This window comes from Mesorhizobium sp. WSM4806 (assembly GCF_055811635.1).
Window position 1 is genome coordinate 109,190 of the sequence record NZ_JBVVQZ010000015.1, and the last position, 21,044, is coordinate 130,233.

General features: G+C 64.1%; 14 protein-coding genes. 13 read left to right on the top strand and 1 reads right to left on the bottom strand.

The window, feature by feature from the left end; all coding sequences use genetic code 11:
- Positions 1-67 precede the first annotated feature (67 nt).
- Together AC0L2M_RS22445 and AC0L2M_RS22450 are read left to right on the top strand one after the other, a co-directional pair.
- Positions 68-1,249 carry a serine hydrolase domain-containing protein gene (locus tag AC0L2M_RS22445; RefSeq protein WP_473535921.1) on the top strand — a complete coding sequence of 394 codons (1,182 nt, stop codon included), beginning with the start codon at positions 68-70 and terminating at the stop codon, positions 1,247-1,249.
- A gap of 363 nt (positions 1,250-1,612) precedes the next feature.
- On the top strand, positions 1,613-3,919 hold the full coding sequence (locus tag AC0L2M_RS22450) for a Tex family protein (RefSeq protein WP_473535922.1): 2,307 nt from the start codon (positions 1,613-1,615) through the stop codon (positions 3,917-3,919).
- Here AC0L2M_RS22450 and AC0L2M_RS22455 read toward each other — a convergent pair whose 3' ends face one another.
- A complete protein-coding gene (locus AC0L2M_RS22455) occupies positions 3,920-4,816 on the bottom strand; it encodes a LysR family transcriptional regulator (protein ID WP_473535923.1) in 897 nt (298 codons plus the stop codon).
- 187 nt (positions 4,817-5,003) lie between these two features.
- On the opposite strand from AC0L2M_RS22455, the gene AC0L2M_RS22460 reads away from it, so the two are divergent.
- The 11 genes from AC0L2M_RS22460 to AC0L2M_RS22510 all read left to right on the top strand — a co-directional run bounded on the left by AC0L2M_RS22460 (position 5,004) and on the right by AC0L2M_RS22510 (position 20,976).
- Positions 5,004-6,209: an acyl-CoA dehydrogenase gene (locus AC0L2M_RS22460; RefSeq protein ID WP_473535924.1), complete on the top strand. Its 1,206-nt coding sequence runs from the start codon at positions 5,004-5,006 to the stop codon at positions 6,207-6,209.
- A 123-nt stretch (positions 6,210-6,332) separates the two neighbouring features.
- Positions 6,333-9,710, top strand: coding sequence for a transglutaminase family protein (locus AC0L2M_RS22465; RefSeq protein ID WP_473535925.1), 3,378 nt, complete (start codon positions 6,333-6,335; stop codon positions 9,708-9,710).
- 6 nt (positions 9,711-9,716) lie between these two features.
- Positions 9,717-12,122: a circularly permuted type 2 ATP-grasp protein gene (locus AC0L2M_RS22470; protein WP_287227766.1), complete on the top strand. Its 2,406-nt coding sequence runs from the start codon at positions 9,717-9,719 to the stop codon at positions 12,120-12,122.
- 21 nt (positions 12,123-12,143) lie between these two features.
- Entirely contained in the window at positions 12,144-13,028 is an 885-nt protein-coding gene (locus tag AC0L2M_RS22475; RefSeq protein ID WP_128173728.1) for a transglutaminase family protein, read from the top strand.
- Positions 13,029-13,186: 158 nt separating this feature from the next.
- Positions 13,187-14,293 carry a DNA topoisomerase IB gene (locus AC0L2M_RS22480; RefSeq protein WP_128173727.1) on the top strand — a complete coding sequence of 369 codons (1,107 nt, stop codon included), beginning with the start codon at positions 13,187-13,189 and terminating at the stop codon, positions 14,291-14,293.
- A gap of 115 nt (positions 14,294-14,408) precedes the next feature.
- Complete coding sequence (locus tag AC0L2M_RS22485; protein ID WP_473535926.1) at positions 14,409-14,783, top strand: YciI family protein; 375 nt, start codon at positions 14,409-14,411, stop codon at positions 14,781-14,783.
- Entirely contained in the window at positions 14,780-16,054 is a 1,275-nt protein-coding gene (locus AC0L2M_RS22490; RefSeq protein ID WP_473535927.1) for an RNA polymerase sigma factor, read from the top strand. Before AC0L2M_RS22485 ends, AC0L2M_RS22490 begins: the two co-directional genes overlap by 4 nt.
- A 238-nt stretch (positions 16,055-16,292) precedes the next feature.
- Positions 16,293-17,804, top strand: coding sequence for an L-piperidine-6-carboxylate dehydrogenase (amaB, locus tag AC0L2M_RS22495; RefSeq protein WP_473535928.1), 1,512 nt, complete (start codon positions 16,293-16,295; stop codon positions 17,802-17,804).
- 503 nt (positions 17,805-18,307) lie between these two features.
- Positions 18,308-19,387 (top strand): AI-2E family transporter, encoded by a 1,080-nt coding sequence (locus tag AC0L2M_RS22500; protein WP_245277612.1) that lies wholly within the window; start codon positions 18,308-18,310, stop codon positions 19,385-19,387.
- 183 nt (positions 19,388-19,570) lie between these two features.
- On the top strand, positions 19,571-20,347 hold the full coding sequence (locus tag AC0L2M_RS22505; protein ID WP_023798004.1) for a sulfite exporter TauE/SafE family protein: 777 nt from the start codon (positions 19,571-19,573) through the stop codon (positions 20,345-20,347).
- 101 nt (positions 20,348-20,448) lie between these two features.
- Positions 20,449-20,976 carry a superoxide dismutase family protein gene (locus AC0L2M_RS22510; protein ID WP_473535929.1) on the top strand — a complete coding sequence of 176 codons (528 nt, stop codon included), beginning with the start codon at positions 20,449-20,451 and terminating at the stop codon, positions 20,974-20,976.
- The last annotated feature ends 68 nt before the right edge of the window (positions 20,977-21,044 follow it).

Here is a 21,044-nt window from a genome sequence, read left to right on the forward strand (position 1 = left end):
ACTCTACTCTGGCGGCCATCTGATTTCGAAACGGACTCTAAGTTCCTAAAAACCGGAAGGAAAAGCTATGACCGGTAAGACCGCGTTCGGGACCAGACATGGCTTTGCCCGCAACAAGGTGCTGCTCGGCAACTGGCGCGAAAGCCCGTTCAGCCGGTGGTCGTTCCAGAATGTCGGCGAATTGGTGCCGAGCGCACGTGTCGCTGCAGCGTCAAGCGGCAGTGAGGCGCCGGCACAGGATCTTGATGGGCTGCTTGACGAAAAAATCGCGCTGACCGGCGGCGCCGAGACTGTTGCGGCCTTTCTCGGGCGCTCCGACACCGACGCGCTGACGATCACGAAAGCCGGCAAATTCGTCGGCGACTGGTTCGCACCGCATATGGAGTTCGGCGCCCGCCACATCATCTTCTCGATCAGCAAGTCGCTGACCGCCATTCTGGCCGGCATATTGGAAGGCGAGGGAGTTTTCGACCCGCAGGCGCCGGTGACCCGCTATCTGCCGGAAGCTGCCGGCTCGGCCTATGGCGATGCCAGCGTGCGGCATGTGCTCGACATGAGCGTCAGCCTTGACTTCGAAGAAGCCTATCTCGATCCGGAAAGCGCCTTTGCCCGCTATCGCCGCGCGACGCTGTGGAATCCGGGCGGCGGCACCGAAAGCCTGGCCGACTTCATCCTGACGCTGCAGCGCCTTGCCGAGCCGCATGGCCGGACGTTCCGCTACCGCTCGCCCAATTCCGACCTGCTCGGCATCCTGCTCGAGCGCGCGTCCGGCCAGCGCTTCGCCGAGTTGATGCACGAGAAATTGTGGCTGCCGCTTGGTGCAATGAGCGAAGCCTCGGTGACAGTCGAGATGGCCGGCACTGCGCGCACGGCCGGCGGCATTTCGGCGACGCCGCGCGATCTGGCCCGGGTCGGCGAGATGATGCGGCAGGGCGGCATCGCCCAAGGCCGCCGCATCGTGCCGGAAGCCTGGGTGCGCGACACTGTCAGCACAGGCGGAGACACGGACGCCTGGCAGCGTGGCTCGATGGCGTTCCTCTTCCCGCAAGGCCGCTACCGCAACAAATGGTACCAGACCGGCGCGGCCAGCGGCGCTTTTTGCGGTATCGGCATCCACGGCCAGTGGCTCTACGTCGATCCCAAGGCGGAGGTGGTTATCGCCAAGATGTCGTCGCAGCCGGAGCCGGTCGACGAGCCGCTCGATGTCGATATGGTCACCTTCTTCGATGCGCTGAGCCGGATGGTCTAGCAGGGCAATCGTATCCGACTGGCAATGTCAGCGCTGCCCCTCATCCGCCTGCCGGCACCTTCTCCCCGTATACTGACGGGAGAAGGGGGCTGGCCGCCCCGCGGCGCTATTTTTTGCAACGCTGGTCGTTGGCGAAACCCTTTGCGAAGGCGTCTTTCTCCCCGTCACTATACGGGGAGAGATGCCCGGCAGGGCAATGAGCGTCTGAAGGGCACGGCAAATCCAGGCGTGGGCGCATTCTGCCATGCGAATTTCCAACGTGCTTTCCTGTGGAACTCTTGATCGGTCGAAAAGAGCGAGGTTGGCGGGGCGACGCTCTGCGCCTATGGTCGCCGCTCTTTTCGACAGGGCAGCAGGAACGACATGGCATCCGAGCGCATCGCAGCAATCATCGCAGCCGAGATCACGGCCCGGCCCGAACAGGCCGCGGCGGCGATCGGACTGCTGGACGAAGGCGCGACGGTGCCGTTCGTGGCGCGCTACCGCAAGGAGGTCACCGGCGGTCTGGACGACACGCAGCTGCGCCTGCTGGCCGAGCGCCTAGCCTATCTGCGCGAGCTCGATGCGCGCCGCGACACCATTCTCGGTTCCATTCGCGACCAGGGCAGGCTGACCGAAGAGCTTGAAACCAAGATCGCTGCGGCCGCCACCAAGGCGGAACTCGAAGACATCTATCTGCCCTACAAACCGAAGCGCCGGACCAAGGCCGAGATCGCGCGCGAGCGTGGGCTGGGACCGCTGGCCGAGGCTATCCTTGCCGACCGCGCGGCGGCGCCCAGCGAACTGGCGCTGGCCTACATCACTGAAGAGGTGGCCGACGCCAAGGCGGCGCTCGAGGGCGCGCGCGACATCCTGTCCGAGCAGTTCGCCGAGAATGCCGATCTGGTCGGCAGGCTGCGGAGCTACATGAAGGAACGCGCCTTCATGCGGTCGCGCGTCGTCGACGGCAAGCAGGAAGCCGGCGCGAAATTCTCCGACTATTTCGACCATGTCGAGCGCTGGGCCAATGTGCCGAGCCATCGCGCCCTGGCGATGCTGCGCGGCCGCAACGAAGAGGTGTTGTCGCTTGATATCGAAGTCGATGCCGACGACGCGTCGCCGGTGAAGCCGGTCGAGCGGATGATCGCCGATGCCTACGCCATCGGCCGCCAGCTGCCGGGCGACCGCTGGCTGATGGAGGTGGCGGGCTGGACCTGGCGCGTAAAGCTGTCGCTGCATCTGACGCTCGATTTGATGCGGGATCTGCGCGAGCGGGCCGAGGAGGAGGCGATCCATGTCTTCGCCCGCAATCTGAAGGACTTGCTGCTCGCTGCCCCGGCCGGCTCGCGCGCCACGATGGGGCTCGACCCCGGCATCCGCACCGGCGTCAAGGTGGCGGTGGTGGACGGCACCGGCAAGCTGCTGGCGACGACGACGGTCTATCCGCTTCCGCCAAGGAATGACGTGCGCGGCACGCAGGCCGAACTGGCAAAACTCATCCGCCTGCACAAGGTCGAGTTGATTTCCATCGGCAACGGCACCGGCAGCCGCGAGACGGAAAGGCTGGTCGCAGACATGCTGGCCGACATGCCTGCCGAGTCCGGGCCGAAGCCGCTCAAGGTGATCGTCAGCGAGGCGGGCGCCTCGGTCTATTCCGCCTCGGCAACAGCAGCGGCGGAATTCCCTGGCCTCGACGTGTCGCTGCGCGGCGCGGTGTCGATCGCGCGGCGGCTGCAGGATCCGCTGGCCGAACTGGTCAAGATCGAGCCGAAGTCGATCGGCGTCGGCCAATACCAGCACGACGTCGACCAGTACCGGCTCGGCCGCTCGCTGGAAGCGGTGGTCGAGGACGCGGTCAATGCCGTCGGCGTCGACCTCAACACCGCCTCGGCGCCGCTTTTGGCGCGGGTTTCGGGTCTTGGCGCATCGCTGGCCGAGGCGATCATTGCGCACCGTGACGCGGCGGGTCCCTTCGCCAGCCGACGTGACCTGTTGAAGGTCTCGCGCCTTGGACCCCGCGCCTTCGAGCAATGCGCCGGCTTCCTGCGCATTGCCAACGGCACCGAACCGCTCGATGCCTCGGCCGTGCATCCGGAAGCCTATGGCGTGGCGAAAAAGATCGTTGCGGCCTGCGGACGTGACCTCCGCTCGCTGATGGGCGACAGTGCCGCTCTCAAGGCGCTCGATCCGCATGTCTTCGTCGATGAGCGGTTCGGCCTGCCGACGGTGCGAGACATCCTGGCGGAACTGGAAAAGCCCGGCCGCGATCCGCGCCCCGGCTTCAAGACCGCCACCTTCGCCGACGGCGTCGACGACATCAAGGATTTGAAGCCAGGCATGCTGCTGGAAGGCACTGTCACCAATGTCGCCGCTTTCGGCGCCTTCGTCGATATCGGCGTGCATCAGGACGGGCTGGTGCATGTCTCGCAACTGGCCGACCGTTTCGTCAAGGATGCGCATGAGGTGGTAAAAGCCGGCGACGTGGTCAAGGTGCGCGTCGTCGACATTGACATCAAGCGCAAGCGCATCGGCCTGTCGATGCGCAGGGATGGTGACGGCGGTACACCGAAGCCGCGCGACAATGGCAACAGACCGGTGCCGCGAGCGCCGGCGCCGCAGCGCCAGCCGGAGCGGCCGGTGCAACAAGGCGCGTTCGGCGCCGCGTTGGCCGATGCGTTGAAGCGTAAGTAGCTACTTCTCCGGCGGCACATGGCGCAGCAGCCAGTCGCGAAAACTGGCGACCGGCGGATGGCCGCGCTTGTCATGCGGCACGACGAGGTAATAGGCGCTGCGGCTCTGCATCGGCCGGCCCGGCGCCGGCACCAACTGGCCCCGTTGCAATTCGCCTGAGATGAGGACCTGCGGCAGCAGCGCCACGCCGAGCCCGGCCATGCAGGCCTGGGCGGCGGTGCCGAATTGCTCGAACTGCATGCCGGGCCCGGTCGGTACGCTCAATCCCTGATGCTCGAACCACTCGGTCCATGCGCCGGGCCGCGTCGCCATATGCAGCAGTGGCAGGCGGCCGATATCGGCATGCGTGGCAATGGCGCGGCCAGCCAGAAATTCGGGCGAGACAACCGGCGCCACTGTCTCGCGCACCAGCAGCGTCGAGTCGGCATCGGGCCAGTCGGGCAGGCCGTAATGGATGGCGGCGTCGAGCCTCTCGCGGGCGAAGTCGAAGCGGCCGATGCGGGTGACGAAATTGATGGTGATGTCAGGGTTGCTTTCGACGAAATCCGGGATGAGCGGCATCAGCCAGCGTGTGCCGAAGGTTGGCAGGATCGCAAGGTTCAAGATGCCACTATGCCGATTGCTCATCAATCCAAGCGCTGCGTCGCGCAATTGACCCAAGGCGGCGCGCACCGCTTCGGCATAGATCTCACCGGCCGTCGACAGCCTGACATTGCGGCTGTCGCGTTCGAACAGCTGGCGGCCGAACTGATCCTCCAAAAGTCTAATCTGGCGGCTGACGGCGCCCTGGGTCAGATCGAGCTCCCTTGCGGCGGCGGTGAAGCTGCCCAGCCGGGCCACCGCCTCGAAGGCGGCAAGGGCGCTGATACCATGCAAAAGGCGGCGCTGCACGTTCATGATTCATTACTAACGCTCATTGGTTGGCGAAGCAATTTCGTTTGATTTTTTCGAACCGGAAGCCGATAAGCCCCCCAATTCATGTTGTTGTTTATGCATTGTCGTTATCCCAAAACCGCCGGACACCTTAGGGTCAGGCCCGAGGGCAAGCTTTTGGGCGACATGCAAGAGTTGGGAGACCGAGGCCATGGCCGCCGACAAGAACGCATTCGTCTGGGATGATCCCTTCCTGATCGAGGACCAGCTTTCGGAAGACGAGCGGATGGTGCGCGATGGCGCAGCGGCATTCGCCGCCGACAAGCTCGCTCCGAGAATCGAGGAAGCCTATCTCGAGGAAAAGACCGATGCCGGGATCTTTCGCGAGATGGGCGAGGCGGGTCTGCTCGGCATCACCATTCCGGAAGAATATGGCGGGCTCGGCGCCAACTACGTCACCTATGGCCTGGTGGCGCGCGAAGTCGAGCGCATCGATTCGGGCTATCGCTCGATGATGAGTGTGCAGTCGTCGCTGGTGATGTATCCGATCCATGCCTATGGCTCGGAGGCGCAACGCAAAAAATACCTGCCGAAGCTGGCGTCAGGCGAATGGATCGGCTGCTTCGGGCTGACCGAGCCGGATGCTGGTTCCGACCCTGGCGGCATGAAGACGCGCGCTGAGAAGACGGCGAACGGCTACAGGATCTCGGGCTCGAAAATGTGGATCTCCAACGCCCCGATCGCCGACGTGTTTGTCGTCTGGGCAAAGTTGTCCGACAAGAGTGGGGGCGCGCAGGACAATGAGATTCGCGGCTTCGTGCTGGAAAAAGGCATGAAGGGGCTGTCGGCGCCAAAGATCGACGGCAAACTCAGTCTCCGCGCGTCGATCACCGGCGAAGTGGTGATGGAAGGCGTCGAGGTCGGTGAGGACGCGCTGCTGCCTGACGTGTCGGGCCTGAAGGGGCCGTTCGGCTGCCTCAACCGGGCGCGCTACGGCATTTCCTGGGGGGCGATGGGCGCGGCGGAAGATTGCTGGCACCGGGCCCGCCAATATGGCCTCGACCGCAAGCAGTTCGGCAAGCCGCTGGCCGGCACGCAGCTGTTCCAGAAGAAGCTCGCCGACATCCAAACCGAGATCGCGCTGGGGCTGCAGGGCAGCTTGCGAGTCGGGCGCCTGATGGATGAGGGCAAGATGGCGCCGGAGATGATCTCGATCGTCAAGCGCAACAATTGCGGCAAGGCGCTCGACATCGCCCGCCAGGCCCGCGACATGCATGGCGGCAACGGCATCCAGATCGGCTACCACGTCATGCGCCATGCGCAGAACCTGGAAACGGTCAACACCTATGAGGGCACGCATGACGTGCATGCGCTGATCCTCGGACGGGCGCAGACCGGATTGCAGGCGTTTTTCTGAGCCGGCCCCGAGGCCAGCAACGCTGCTTAAATTAGTTGCACCGCAACATCTCTGCTTGGAGAATGGCCAGCATTTGTGTCAGGGTTCGGCGAGTTCGTTTGAAACGCCGACTTTCGGGGTCCCATGGCAATTCTGGCAGCCGTCTACCACCTGACCCATTACAAATATGACCGGCCGGTCGTCCTCGGCCCGCAGGTCATCAGGCTGCAGCCGGCGCCGCATTCCCGCACCAAGGTGCTCAGCCATTCGTTGAAGGTCGGGCCGGCGAACCACTTCGTCAATCTGCAGCAGGATCCCTACGGCAATTTCCTCGCGCGCTTCGTGTTTCCGGAACCGGTGACGGAACTGAAGATCGAGGTCGACCTCGTCGCCGACATGACGGTCTACAACCCATTCGATTTTTTCGTCGAGCCGGCGGCCGAGACCTTGCCGTTCGAATACCCGGAAGAGATCAGCGCCGATCTCGCCATCTACCGGACGCCGGAAACGGCTGGACCGCTGCTGTCGGCGTTCCTGCAAACCATCGATCGCCACCCAACCAATACCGTCAATTTCGTCGTCGACCTCAATGCCCGCCTGCAGCGCGAGGTCGCCTATATCGTGCGCATGGAAACCGGCGTTTTTTCGCCGGAGGAAACGCTGGCCGCCAAGAAAGGCTCGTGCCGCGATACGAGTTGGCTGCTGGTACAGATCCTGAGGAACCTCGGCATCGCCGCGCGCTTCGTTTCCGGCTACCTGATCCAGTTGAAGCCCGACCTCGTCGCGCTTGACGGACCGCCCGGCACCGCCGTCGACTTCACCGATCTTCATGCCTGGTGCGAGGTCTATCTGCCGGGGGCCGGCTGGATCGGCTTCGACCCGACCTCCGGCCTGCTCACCGGCGAAAGCCATGTGCCGCTGGCGGCCACGCCGCATTTCCGCAACGCCGCGCCTATTTCCGGCATGGCGAGCTTCGCCAATGTCGAGTTCGGCTTCGACATGCGGGTCGACCGCATCGCCGAGCACCCCCGCATCACCAAGCCATTCTCCGACGAAAGCTGGCAGGCGCTTGACGCATTGGGCAGGCAGGTCGACGCCGCGCTCGAAGCCGGGGACGTGCGGCTGACCATGGGTGGCGAGCCGACCTTCGTGTCGATCGATGATTTCGAGGCGGAGGAGTGGAACACCGCCGCCGTCGGCCCGACAAAACGCGAAAAGGCCGATGCGCTGATCCGCCGGCTGCGTGAGCGTTTCGCGCCGGGCGGCTTCCTGCACTACGGGCAGGGCAAGTGGTATCCGGGCGAAAGCCTGCCGCGCTGGACCTTCTCGCTGTACTGGCGCGCCGACGGCGAGCCGGTGTGGAGCGACCCGTCGCTGATCGCGCGGGAGAACAGCGAAGCAGATGTCGGGCCGAAGCAGGCTGAAAGCCTGCTGACGGCGATTGCCGATGAACTCGGCATCGACAAGTCAATGGTCAGCGAAGCCTATGAGGACCCGGCTGAGTGGCTGCTCAAGGAAGGCAAGCTGCCGGACAATGTCGATCCGTCCAATTCGAAGCTGGACGACCCCGAGGAGCGCAGCCGCATGGCGCGGGTGTTCGAACGCGGCCTGACCAAGCCGTCGGGCTATGTACTGCCTGTCCAGCGCTGGAACAGCCAGGCGTCGGGACCGCGCTGGCGTTCGGAGAAGTGGAAGACGCGGCGCGGCAGGCTGTTCCTGGTGCCGGGCGATTCACCGGTCGGCTACCGCCTGCCGCTCGGCACGCTTCCCCATGTGCCGCCGGCGCAGTTCCCCTACATCGTGCCGGTCGATCCTTCGCTGCCGCGCGGACCATTGCCGGCGCGCGAGGCTATTTTGCCTGAAGCCGCTTCTTTGCCGGAGGCTGCCCCGGCCGAACTTGAAGGCGCTGACGAAATGGCGCGCCGCCAGCAGGCGGCGTCCTTCACCGCAGCGACCGGCCAGCAGGACCGTGTCGAACAGGAGATTACCGAGATCGGTGGCGCGGTGCGCACCGCGCTGTCGGTCGAGCCGCGCGACGGACGGCTTTGTGTATTCATGCCGCCGGTCGAGGCGCTGGAAGATTATCTCGAACTTGTCGCGGCGGCCGAGAACGCGGCAAAGGCTATCGGCCTGCCGGTGCATATCGAGGGCTACGGTCCGCCACACGACCCGCGCCTCAACGTCATCCGCGTGGCTCCGGATCCCGGCGTCATCGAGGTGAACATCCATCCGGCTGCGAACTGGCAGGACTGCGTGGCGACGACCACAGCGATCTACGAGGAGGCGCGGCAGACGCGGCTTGGCGCCGACAAGTTCATGATCGACGGCCGTCATACCGGCACCGGCGGCGGCAACCATGTCGTCGTCGGCGGCGCAACACCCAACGACAGTCCGTTCCTGCGCCGCCCCGATTTGCTGAAGAGCCTTGTCCTGCAATGGCAGCGCCGTCCGTCGCTGTCCTATCTGTTCTCAGGCCTGTTCATCGGCCCGACCAGCCAGGCGCCGCGTTTCGACGAGGCGCGCCACGATTCGCTGTACGAGCTTGAGATCGCCATGGCGCAGGTGCCGCATCCGGACAGTGGCAGCGCCCCGTTGCCGTGGCTGGTCGACCGGCTGTTCCGTAACCTGTTGACCGACGTGACGGGGAACACCCACCGTTCGGAAATCTGCATCGACAAGCTGTTTTCGCCCGACGGCCCGACCGGCCGGCTGGGGTTGGTCGAGTTCCGCGGCTTCGAGATGCCGCCCAATGCGCGCATGAGCCTGGCGCAGCAATTGCTGGTGCGCGCCATCATCGCCCGCGCATGGAAGAACCCGCTCGATGGCCGCTTCGTGCGCTGGGGCACGTCACTGCATGACCGTTTCATGCTGCCGCATTATGTATGGGCTGACTTTCTCGACGTGCTTGACGACCTCAAGCTGAACGGCTTCGAGTTCCGTCCCGAATGGTTCGACGCGCAGCTTGAATTCCGCTTCCCGTTCTGCGGCGAAGTCCAGCATGCCGGCATCAAGCTGGAGCTGCGGCAGGCGCTGGAGCCGTGGCATGTCATGGGCGAGCAGGGCGCGATCGGCGGCACCGTGCGCTTCGTCGATTCCTCGGTCGAGCGGCTGCAGGTGAAGACCGAAGGGCTCAATCCGGAACGTCATGCGGTCGTCTGCAACGGCCGCATCGTGCCGATGAAGGTGACCGACTCCAGAGAGATCGCGGTGGCCGGCGTCCGCTTCAAGGCCTGGCAGCCGTCATCGGGGCTGCATCCAGCACTGCCGGTCAACACGCCGCTGGTCTTCGACATCTATGATCGCTGGTCGGGCCGGGCGGTCGGCGGCTGCGTCTACCATGTCGCGCATCCCGGCGGGCGCAGCTACGACACTTTCCCGGTCAACGGCAACGAAGCGGAGGCGCGGCGGCTCGCCCGCTTCGAGCCGCGCGGCCATACGCCGTCCGCCTACGTGCTGCGCGGCGAACAAGCCTCTGAGGATTTCCCGATGACCCTTGACCTGCGGCGGCCTGCAAGACTCTGATCAGCCATGGCAAAGGGGAATCACCAGGAAATACGAGGCAGGCCGCATAATTTGCTGGAGCACTACCAGCCGATCGACGGCGTCGTCGACGAGATGGTCGATGCATCAGGCAATCCCCGTCCGGTCTGGAAGGAGTTCATCGAGGCGCTGGAAGATCTGGGGCCTGAAAAGCTCGCCCAGCGCTTCGCCCGCGCCGACCAGTATCTGCGCGACGCCGGCGTCTATTACCGTCTCTACGATCAGGCCGGCGCCCATGAGCGCGAATGGCCGCTGGCGCATGTGCCTCTCCTGATAGAGGAGCAGGAATGGGCCGCGATCAGTGCCGGCCTGGTCCAGCGGGCCGAGCTGTTCGAGGAAACGATTGCCGATATCTACGGGCCGAACCGCCTGGTCGAGAAAGGCATCCTGCCGGCGGGGCTGATCGCGGCCAGCCCGGAATATTTGCGCCCCGTCGTCGGCACCAGACCGGCCAGCGGCCATTTCCTGCATTTCTGCGCTTTCGAGCTCGGCCGTGGACCGGATGGCCGCTGGTGGGTGCTGGGCGACCGCACGCAGGCGCCGTCAGGCGCCGGCTTTGCGCTGGAAAACCGCGTCGCCACCACGCGTGCGCTGTCCGACATCTATGGCGAGATGCATGTGCACCGCCTTGCCGGCTTCTTCCGTCGCTTTCGCGACGCGCTTAACCGCATGGCCAAGGCATCAGGCGGCCGTGTCGCCATCCTGACGCCGGGGCCACTCAACGAAACCTATTACGAGCATGCCTATATCGCCCGCTATCTCGGCATCATGCTGCTCGAAGGCGAGGATCTGACCGTCTCCGGCGGTCGATTGATGGTGCGCACGGTTTCCGGGCTGGCGCCGGTCAGCGTGCTGTGGCGACGGCTCGACGCCGCCTTCGCCGATCCGCTGGAACTGCGACCGGATTCGCAGATCGGCACGCCAGGGCTGGTCGAGGCGATCCGCCGGGGGGCTGTTTCAGCCGTCAACGCGCTCGGCTCCGGGCTAATGGAAACGCGGGCGCTGTTCGCCTTCCTGCCAAAAATTTCGCGCGAATTGCGCAACGAGGAGCTTCTCTTGCCAAGCGTCGCGACATGGTGGTGCGGGCGGGACAAGGATCGTGACCATGTGCTGGCCAACCTCGACCGCATGGTGATCGGCCCGGCGCTGTCGACGCGGCTTGCCTTCGAGGATGACGATTGCACCAGGCTGGGCTCGGCGCTGGTTGCCGGGGAACGGGCCGAACTGATAGCCCGGATCGAACGCGACGGCGGCGCCTTCGTCGGACAGGAAGCAGTGACGCTTTCGACCACGCCGGTCCATGTCGGCGGCCGGCTGGAGCCGCGGCCGGCAGCCTTGCGCGTCTATCTGGCGCGAACGCCGGAAGGCTGGACGGTGATGCCCGGCGGCTTTGCCCGTGTTGGCTTTTCGCTCGATCCGACGGCTATCGCCATGCAGCGCGGCGGCCAGGCGGCGGATGTATGGGTGGTCAGCGACAGGCCGGTGGAGCGCGAGACGCTGCTGCCGCAGGAGCACGACAGTTTCATCCGCACCTCGCCAGGCAGCCTGCCCAGCCGCGCTGCGGAAAACCTGACATGGCTCGGCCGCTATATCGAGCGATCGGAAGACACGGTGCGCATCCTGCGCGCCTATCACGTGCGGCTGGCCGAGGCGTCCGACCCGGACATGCCTTTGCTTGCCGATATCAGAGACCATCTCGAACCGTTCGGCATCGACGTCGCAGCGGCGATCCCGCCGGGGCTGATCGCAACGCTGGACAGCGCCGTTTACAGCGCCGGGCAGATCCGCGACCGCTTCTCGCCCGACGGCTGGCTGGCGCTGAACGATCTGTCGAAGACCATCCATCAATTCGCGACAACGGTGGCGCCGGGCGATGATGCGACGCGGGCGATGACGGTCATCCTGCGCAAGCTCGCCGGGTTTTCCGGCCTGCTGCATGAGAACATGTACCGCTTCACCGGCTGGCGCTTCCTGGAGATCGGCCGGCGGCTGGAACGCGGCATCCAGATCGCCCGCACGCTTGCCCGGCTGACCGGGGCTGCGGCGCCCGAAGGCGCGCTCGACATGATGCTGGAGATCGGCGACAGCGTGATGACCCACCGGCGGCAGTATCCGGTGCAGGCTGGCAGGCGCACGGTGATCGACCTCTTGGTGCTCGATCCGCTCAACCCGCGCTCCATCCTGTTCCAGCTCGAGCGGCTGAAGGCCGAAATCGCGCTGTTGCCTGCTGTCGGCAGCGAGGGGCATATGTCGCCGGCGGCGAAAGAGATATTGCAGCTCAATACGGCAATCGCCATCAAGGAGCCCTCGGACATGACGGCGAAGGCCCTGGACGATCTCGCCACCGAGATCGGCGGCCTCTACAACAGCCTCGCCAAGGCCTATTTCGGCTAAGGACGGGACCCGGAGGCTGGCATGCTCTACGACATCAGACTCAATCTGCGTTACGACTATGATGCTGCAGCCGGCGGCGGCCGCCATCAGGTGCGCGTGCTGCCGCCGACGATATCGGGCGTGCAGCGGGTGATCGCCGCTTCGCTGTCCTTCGCGCCGACGCCGAGCGAACGCTCCGACTTTTCCGATTTCTTCGGCAACAATGTCACGTCGATCGCCTTTCGCGATGCCCATGATGCGCTCGACATCAGGATGAGCGCGCGCGTCGCCGTCTCGCGGCCGGAACCCGGGCTTGACGTGTCGCCCGACATTCGCCGGCTGCGGAGCCAACTCGAAGCGGTGCGTTCGCTGTCGCCTGATACACCGCATCACTTTCTGGCCGCCAGCGACCATGTCGGCATTGACGCTGATATCACGGGGTATGCGCGGAGCAGTGCCGGCAGTTCTGTCGTCGGTACCGCCATGGACCTGTGCAACCGCATTCGTCGCGATTTCACCTACGATGGCGAGGCGACCACGGTGCAGACCCGGGCGAGCGATGCTTTCAGCCTGAAGCGGGGCGTCTGCCAGGATTTTTCGCACATCATGATCGCCGGCCTGCGCGGCCTCGGTATCCCCGCCGGCTATGTCAGCGGCTTCCTGCGCACCATTCCGCCGCGCGGAAAACCGCGATTGGAAGGGGCCGACGCCATGCATGCCTGGGTCAAGGTGTGGTGCGGGCGCGACACCGGATGGCAGGAATTCGATCCAACCAACGGCATGCGGGCAAGCAATGACCACATCACCGTTGGCCACGGCCGCGACTATTCGGATGTAGCGCCGATCGTCGGCGTCCTGAAGACGACGGGCGGACAGGTCGGCGAGCAGGCTGTCGACGTCATTCCGGTCGTGCTGGAAAAGGCATGACGGCAAGCGAGGCCGCAATCGATTTGTAGGCGCCGAAGGTAGACAGAGAGACGGCCCCTCGAACGCACATGCGGTGCGCTGACATCATTCTGAAAGCCACACGCGGAACCAGCAGCCGTTCCTGCGCTTATCTACGGGAAATTTCTCGTGGAGAGGACATGCTGGACAAATCCGGATCGTCGACTGGCCGGTCGGCTGCCAAGGAGGGTGCACCAAAAAACGGGGCGCCGAAGAATGGCGGAGAGGCCTCGGCCGATCGAGCCTCGCTCACCTATGTCACCGATACCGAGCCCGGTATCCGCCGTTTCAGGACCGGCAGGGGATTTTCATACAAAGGACCTGACGGGCAGGGCGTCGACGAGAACACCATGGCCCGCATCAAGGCGCTCGCCATCCCACCGGCGTGGACGGATGTGTGGATTTCGCCCGTTGCTGACGGTCACATCCAGGCGACCGGCCGAGACCGGCGCGGACGCAAGCAATATCGCTACCATCCACAATGGGCCGAGGAGCGCGACGGCGTCAAATATTCGAGCCTGGTTGCCTTTGCAGAGAGTCTGCCTGAACTGCGACGCCAGATCGACGCCGATCTGCGCCGTCACGGCCTGCCGCTGGAACGCGTTGTCGCCGCTGTGGTCTGGCTGCTCGACAACACGATGATCCGCGTCGGCAATGCTGCCTACGCCCGCGACAACAACAGCTTTGGGCTGACCACGCTGCGCGACCGCCATGTCGACATCAGTGGCTCGAGCCTGCGTTTCGCTTTCAAGGGCAAGTCCGGCAAGGAGTGGAAGCTGAAGCTCGTCGATCGCCGGATCGCCAGGATCGTGCGCGGGGCGCAGGATCTGCCGGGCCAGAAGCTGTTCCAGTATCTCGACGAGGACGGAAGCAGGCGACCAATCCGCTCCGACGACGTCAACCGCTATATCAGGGAGACGGTGGGGGCCGATTTCAGCTCGAAGCATTTCCGAACCTGGGGCGGCACCATCCATGCTGCGTCGCTGTTTGCGCAAACCGAACGACCCGAAAGCCAAGCACAACAGAAGCGGGTGATGAACGGCGTCATCGACAACGTGGCCGAGCGGCTGGGCAACACGCGCGCCATCTGCCGCAGCTGTTATATCCACCCACAGGTTTTCGAAGCCTGGTCCGAAGGTCGGCTGCTCGGCGAAATGGCGGATGCGAACAAGCGGAAGCGATCGATAGCCGGCCTTGATGATGAAGAAGCCGTCGTTCTGAGATGGCTGAAGGCGCAGGAAAGCTGAACCGACCAGAGCAACCAAAGGCCTTCATTGTGCTGGCAGGACGTGATTTTTTTATCGACGTTGTGTCGGGATCGGTCCTACTGTTTCGTCCTTTGACAGAGAAAAGGACACACCCATGCTCTACGCAATCCTCTGCTATGCCTCCGAAGACGTCGTCTGCTCGTGGAGCAAGGAACAGGACGATGCCGTCATGGAAAAACTCCTGGGCGTGCAGGAAAAATACGCTCGGGCCGGCCGGCTTGGCCCGGTGGCGCGGCTGCTGCCGACGACCGCAGCGACAACGCTGAGAAAGGTCAAGGGCGAATCGGTCGTCATCGATGGCCCGTTTGCCGAGACCAAGGAACAGTTCCTCGGCTTTTACACACTCGAATGCTCCGATCTCGACGAGGCCGTCGACTTTGCGCGCGAGCTTTCCGAGGTGAACCCGAGCGGCGGCTCCTACGAGATACGGCCGGTTTCGCTCTTCAATCCCGCCAAGGTTTCAGCATGACCGACCTTACCTGGATCAGCACAGCGATCAGCACCGCCCGCCCACAGGCGATGGGCGCGCTGTTGCGCTACTTCCGCGATCTCGACGCGGCGGAGGAAGCTTTCCAGGACGCTTGCCTGCGAGCTCTGAAGAACTGGCCGACAAACGGCCCGCCGCGCGATCCGGCAGCCTGGCTGATCTTCGTTGGCCGCAACAGCGGCATCGACGCGGTGCGCAAGCGTGCCAAGCAGGCGCCGCTGCCGGAAGAGCACCAGATCTCCGATCTGGAAGATGCCGAGACCGATATCGCCGAACGGCTGGACGGCGCGCACTACCGCGACGACATAATGCGGCTGCTGTTCATCTGCTGTCATCCCGACCTGCCGGCGACGCAGCAGATCGCCGTGGCGCTGCGCATCGTTTCAGGCCTGAGCGTCAAGCAGATCGCCCGCGCCTTTCTCGTCGGTGAAAGCGCGATGGAGCAGCGCATCACACGTGCCAAGGCGCGCATCGCCGATGCCGGCGTGCCGTTCGAGACGCCCGGAGCGGTTGAGCGCTCCGAGCGGCTCGCCGCGGTTGCCGCGATGGTCTACCTGATCTTCAACGAGGGCTATTCGACCAACAGCGGCGAGGCGCCGGCCCGCGCGCCGCTCTGCGAGGAGGCGATCCGGCTGGCCCGGCTGCTGCTCAGGCTGTTCCAGACCGAGCCGGAGATCATGGGCCTGACGGCGCTCTTGCTGCTTCAGCATGCGCGTGCGCCGGCGCGGTTCGACGAGAACGGCGAAATCGTGCTGCTCGAAGACCAGGACCGCAGCCTGTGGAGCCGCAAGATGATCGACGAGGGGCTGGCGCTGGTCGACAAAGCGCTACGCCACCACAAGCCCGGTCCCTACCAGGTGCAGGCGGCAATCGCCGCCCTGCATGCGCGCGCGGCAAGGCCCGAGGACACGGACTGGAACGAGATCGAGCTGCTCTACAGCCTGCTCGAGCAGATGCAGCCGTCGCCGGTGGTGACGCTGAATCGCGCCGTCGCGGTCGCCAAGGTCCGCGGGCCGGAAGCCGCACTTGCCATGATCGAGCCGCTGGAACAAAGGCTTTCCGGCTATTTCCATTTTTTCGGCCTCAAGGGCGGACTGCTGATGCAGCTCGATCGTGGTGAGGAGGCGCGCATCGCCTTCGACCGCGCCATTGCGCTTGCCAATACGGCCGCCGAGGCCGCCCATATCCGCATGCATATCGACCGGCTGATGAAGGAAGGCGCCGTGCGGGGAACCGCGCAGACAGCGCGCTGAGACGACTCGCTGGTTCAACGGTCTGCCTTTGGTTTAGACCATGCCGGGGTGGCGATTTTTCCCTGAAACGAGTAATGCCACGCCATGACAGCGCCTGATGTGCCGATCGGCGCAGGGACGGCATGGCACACGGGTGCATGTCGTTGTCCCAAAACCGCTGCGCACCCTCGGGTCGGGCCCCAGGGCATGCTTTTGGGCGACATGCATTATGAGCGATGGGATCTGAAAGGGAAAGAAAATGACGATTGCGAACGAAACAGCCGGGCTGCTGGCGAAACTGGGCGTTGCCGAGGCTGCGCTTTCAGGCGGCGATCTCATCGTGCGCAGCCCGGTGACGGGTGAGCAGATCGCCGCGCTGAAGACGATCTCACCGGCCGATGCGGCAGAGACCATCGACAGGGCGCATAAAGCCTTCCAGGCATGGCGGCTGATGCCGGCACCGAAGCGCGGCGAGCTGGTGCGGCTGCTAGGCGAGGAACTGCGCGCGCACAAGGCAGAGCTTGGCCGGCTGGTGTCGATCGAGGTCGGCAAGATCCCGTCCGAAGGGCTCGGCGAAGTGCAGGAGATGATCGACATCTGCGATTTCGCCGTCGGCCTGTCGCGGCAATTGTACGGCCTGACCATCGCCACCGAGCGCCCGGGTCATCGCATGATGGAAACCTGGCACCCGCTGGGCGTCGTCGGCGTGATTTCGGCCTTCAACTTCCCGGTCGCGGTGTGGTCGTGGAACGCCGCGCTGGCGCTGGTCTGCGGCGACGCGGTGGTTTGGAAGCCGTCGGAAAAGACACCGCTGACGGCGCTCGCCTGCGAGGCGATCTTCAAGCGTGCGGCTGAACGTTTCGGCGATGCTCCGGAAGGCTTGATTTCGGTGCTGATCGGCGATCGCGCCGTCGGCGAAATCCTGGTCGATCATCCTGATGTGCCGCTGGTTTCGGCCACCGGCTCGACCCGCATGGGCAGGGATGTCGGTCCACGGCTGGCGAAGCGTTTTGCCCGCGCCGTGCTGGAGCTCGGCGGCAACAATGCCGGCATCGTCTGCCCGACGGCCGATCTCGACATGGCCTTGCGCGCCATCGCCTTCGGCGCCATGGGCACCGCCGGCCAGCGCTGCACGACGCTCAGGCGCCTGTTCGTGCATGAGAGCGTCTACGACCAACTCGTTCCGCGCCTGAAAAAGGCCTATGAAAGCGTCTCTGTCGGCAATCCGCTGGAGACATCAGCGCTGGTCGGACCGTTGATCGACAAGGCAGCCTTCGACAGCATGCAGAACGCGTTGAAGGAAGCCGCCGCTCAAGGCGGCAAGGCCACCGGCGGCGTGCGAGTCGAGAACGGCCTTCCCGACGCTTATTACGTTCGTCCGGCGCTGATCGAGATGCCCAAGCAGGTCTCGCCGGTGACGGAAGAGACCTTCGCGCCGATCCTCTACGTGATGAAATACTCGGACTTCGACGCCGTGCTCGACGAGCACAATGCGGTCGGAGCGGGGCTGTCGTCGTCGATCTTCACCCGCGACCTGCAGGAATCCGAGCGCTTCCTCGGCGTCGACGGGTCCGACTGCGGCATCGCCAACGTCAACATAGGCACGTCGGGGGCCGAGATCGGCGGCGCCTTCGGCGGCGAGAAGGAGACCGGCGGCGGCCGCGAGAGCGGTTCCGACGCCTGGAAGGCTTACATGCGGCGCGCCACCAACACGGTGAACTATTCCAAGGCGCTGCCGCTGGCCCAAGGCGTGTCCTTCGACATCGACTGAGAACGCCAGGGCTCGTTTCGTGGCAGCACCGAGCCCGGGTGGCTCTATAGGGCGGCTGATGTGGCCCAGCCCATGTCGTTGAAACGTCATCCGTGCCGACCCATATGCGCATTGCGTCGGATGTTTTCCTCCCATTGCGTCCGGCGCGTTCCCCTCTGGAGGTTTTGAACCTTCATGCCTGGCCGGACCTTAACAGTCCGGCCTTTTTTTCTTTTTGGCCGCCCTGTGAAGCTGCGCTGCCGCGAGCGAGCTGTAAAAACCGCCGTAGGTCGGAGCATCCACGCCCGGCAGGCCGTGGTGCTGGCAGCCCGGACGGGCGCCCACCGGCATAACAGCCCACTGAGCGCGTAATGTCCCGACCATTTTCGTCACACTCGACAGCGGCTTGGCAGTAGGGGTGCGGCAACGGAAGCTGCCATTTCGTCAAAGAATCCACTAGTCTCGCTTGGTTTGCGAGACGGCGAGAGATGCCCGACCTGAAACAGATGCCCGATATGAGACAAATGAGATTGATCGGCATCGTGGCCGCGACGGCGATCGGTCTGTACATCTGCTACCGCCTGGCATTGCCTTTTTTGCCCGCATTGACCTGGGCTCTGGTGTTGGCAATCGTCCTGCATCCGGCTCATCGACGGGTCGAGGAAAGGCTCAGGAATCAAAATCTGGCTGCATTGATGTCGGTCAGCATCGCGGCGGTGGCGGTCGGCCTGCCGCTCGTCTTCGTGGCACAGCAGCTTGTTGGCGAGGCGGTAAACGGCGCCACCTACATGGAGGAGGTCATCCGGGGCTGGAACACAGATGCCTTCCTGTCGGGCTATCCCAGGCTTTCGGCGGTTGCCGGATGGATCGAGAACCAACTCGATCCGGCCGGCACGGTCGCCGCATTTGTACAATGGCTGACGGGACAAAGCACATCGCTGCTGCGCGGCTCGATCAACCAGGCCGTGATGTTCGTGCTGACATTCTATCTGCTGTTCTATTTCTTGCGGGACCGTGAACCGGCCCTGCGCGGGATCGAGCGTCTGTCGCCGCTGCGCGCATCGGAGATGGCATATTTGCTGTCCCGCCTTGCCGAGACGGTGCATGCGATCCTGATAGGCACCGTGCTCATCGCCGTCGTGCAAGGAACGCTGGGCGGTCTGATGTTCTGGTGGCTCGGCCTGCCGACTCCGGTCTTCTGGGGCCTGGTAATGGGGCTTCTTGCCATCGTGCCGGTGCTTGGCGCATTCCTGGTCTGGGTGCCGGCAGCGATCTATCTCGCGCTGGAAGGGGCTTGGGCGAGCGCAGCGATCCTGACCGTCTGGGGCGGCGGCGTCGTCGCCGGCATCGACAATCTGCTCTATCCGATGCTTGTCGGGAGCCGGCTGCGGCTCCACACAGTGGTCGCCTTTATCGGCGCGATCGGGGGCATCGTCCTTTTCGGAGCATCCGGGCTTGTCCTCGGCCCTGCGGTGATCGCGGTCACCGTCAGCCTCATTGACATCCTCAAGAAACGATTGAACGACCAAACCGGGGCGGAACTGACGCCAAAGCGCGACACAAAGCCATCACGGCAGTCGAGAGCCGCGACTGGTCGTGAGTAAGCACCGCCACGCGCCGCCGTGGAAGGCTGTATCGCTCGAAGGGTGCGGGTGGACAGTTTCCCGTTCGTCGTCCCATTATCGATGCCAGGCGTTTGGTGAGTTGTGGAAGCATGAAGATTGCATGCGTTGTAGGCGGCGGGTTCCTCTTTTATCGAGTACATCCGCGCCTTGTTGGAGAGCCAAATGCAAGAATTCCTTCTTTTTGCGATCGTAGGGTTTTTAGCTCAGGCTGTGGACGGCGCTCTCGGCATGGCCTACGGCGTGATTTGCTCGACAACACTACTGGGGTTCGGCGTGTCTCCTGCACATGCTTCGGCTTCAGTTCACGCGGCCGAGCTGTTTACCACGGCGGCCTCGGGTTCGGCTCACCTCTATCACCGCAATATCGACTGGAAGCTTTTCTGGCGGCTGATGCCGTTTGGCGTGCTCGGCGGCGTTCTCGGCGCTTTTGTGCTCACCTCGTTTGAGGGGGCCATCATGAAGCCTTATGTGACCACATATCTTGCGCTCGTCGGAGGTTGGCTCCTGTTCCGTTCCTTCCGACGGATACCAAGCAAGCCGGTCCCTGCAGCCGCGGTGCCTCCGCTTGGGCTTGGTGGTGGATTTCTCGATGCGGCAGGGGGTGGCGGATGGGGACCCATCGTGACGACGGGCCTTCTCGGTTTTGGCGGGACGCCCCGCTACGTGATTGGCACGGTAAATGCCACCGAGTTCCTTACCACGCTGTCGGTGTCCCTGACCTTCCTGTTTGCGTTATTGACCGGCCATTGGGCGGAGGCAGGAGCGCTGGCAGAAAATCTGATCGCCGTTGCCGGCTTGGTCCTTGGCGGGGTGATCGCAGCGCCGATGGCCGGATTGATGGTGAAGTCGATCGCAGAAAAGACGCTTCTCAGGCTCGTTGGCACTCTCATCATACTGCTTGCGGGCTGGCAAACCGCGCAACTCTTCGAATTGGTGTAACAGAGGCACATCGACCGTGCCGGAGACAAAAACTCAATTCCCAAATGGAACGAAGAGGCGCCGTTGTTGTTGGATGCCTTGGACAACCGGAGGCCGAGTCGATGAGAAAATTGGTTGCAGCAACAGGATTGGCGCTGGCGGTCGCGATGCCTGCGGCGGCGCAGGACGCCGCGACCGCGAAAGCCGAATTCGTCAACATGGCTGGTGAGAAGAATGGAACGGCCACGCTGACCGAGACGGCGCAGGGTGTGCTGATAGAGTTGGAGGTGACGGGACTGCCGGCGGGCGAATTGGTTGCGTTCCATGTTCATGAGACCGGAAAGTGCGATCATCAGACCGGCCATGACTCGGCCGGTGGGCACTTCAATCCGACGAATGCCGAACATGGATATCTCGCCGAAAAAGGCCCGCACGCGGGCGATATGCCAAATCAGCGGGTCGGCGCCGACGGCGTTTTGCGTGCCCAGGTTTTCAACAGCATGGTCAAGCTGGATGGTGGAGAAACGGCGATACGAGGCAAGGCATTGATGATCCACGGTGGACAGGACGACTACAAAAGCCAGCCTGCCGGTAATGCCGGAAAGCGTCAGGCCTGTGCCGTGATCGAGTGGAAACCCCAAGGGAAGTAGCCGACATGATCTGACCGGCGCTCCAGCTCGGCGGCCAGGCAGATGGTCGGAGCCTCTGGCACGGGGAC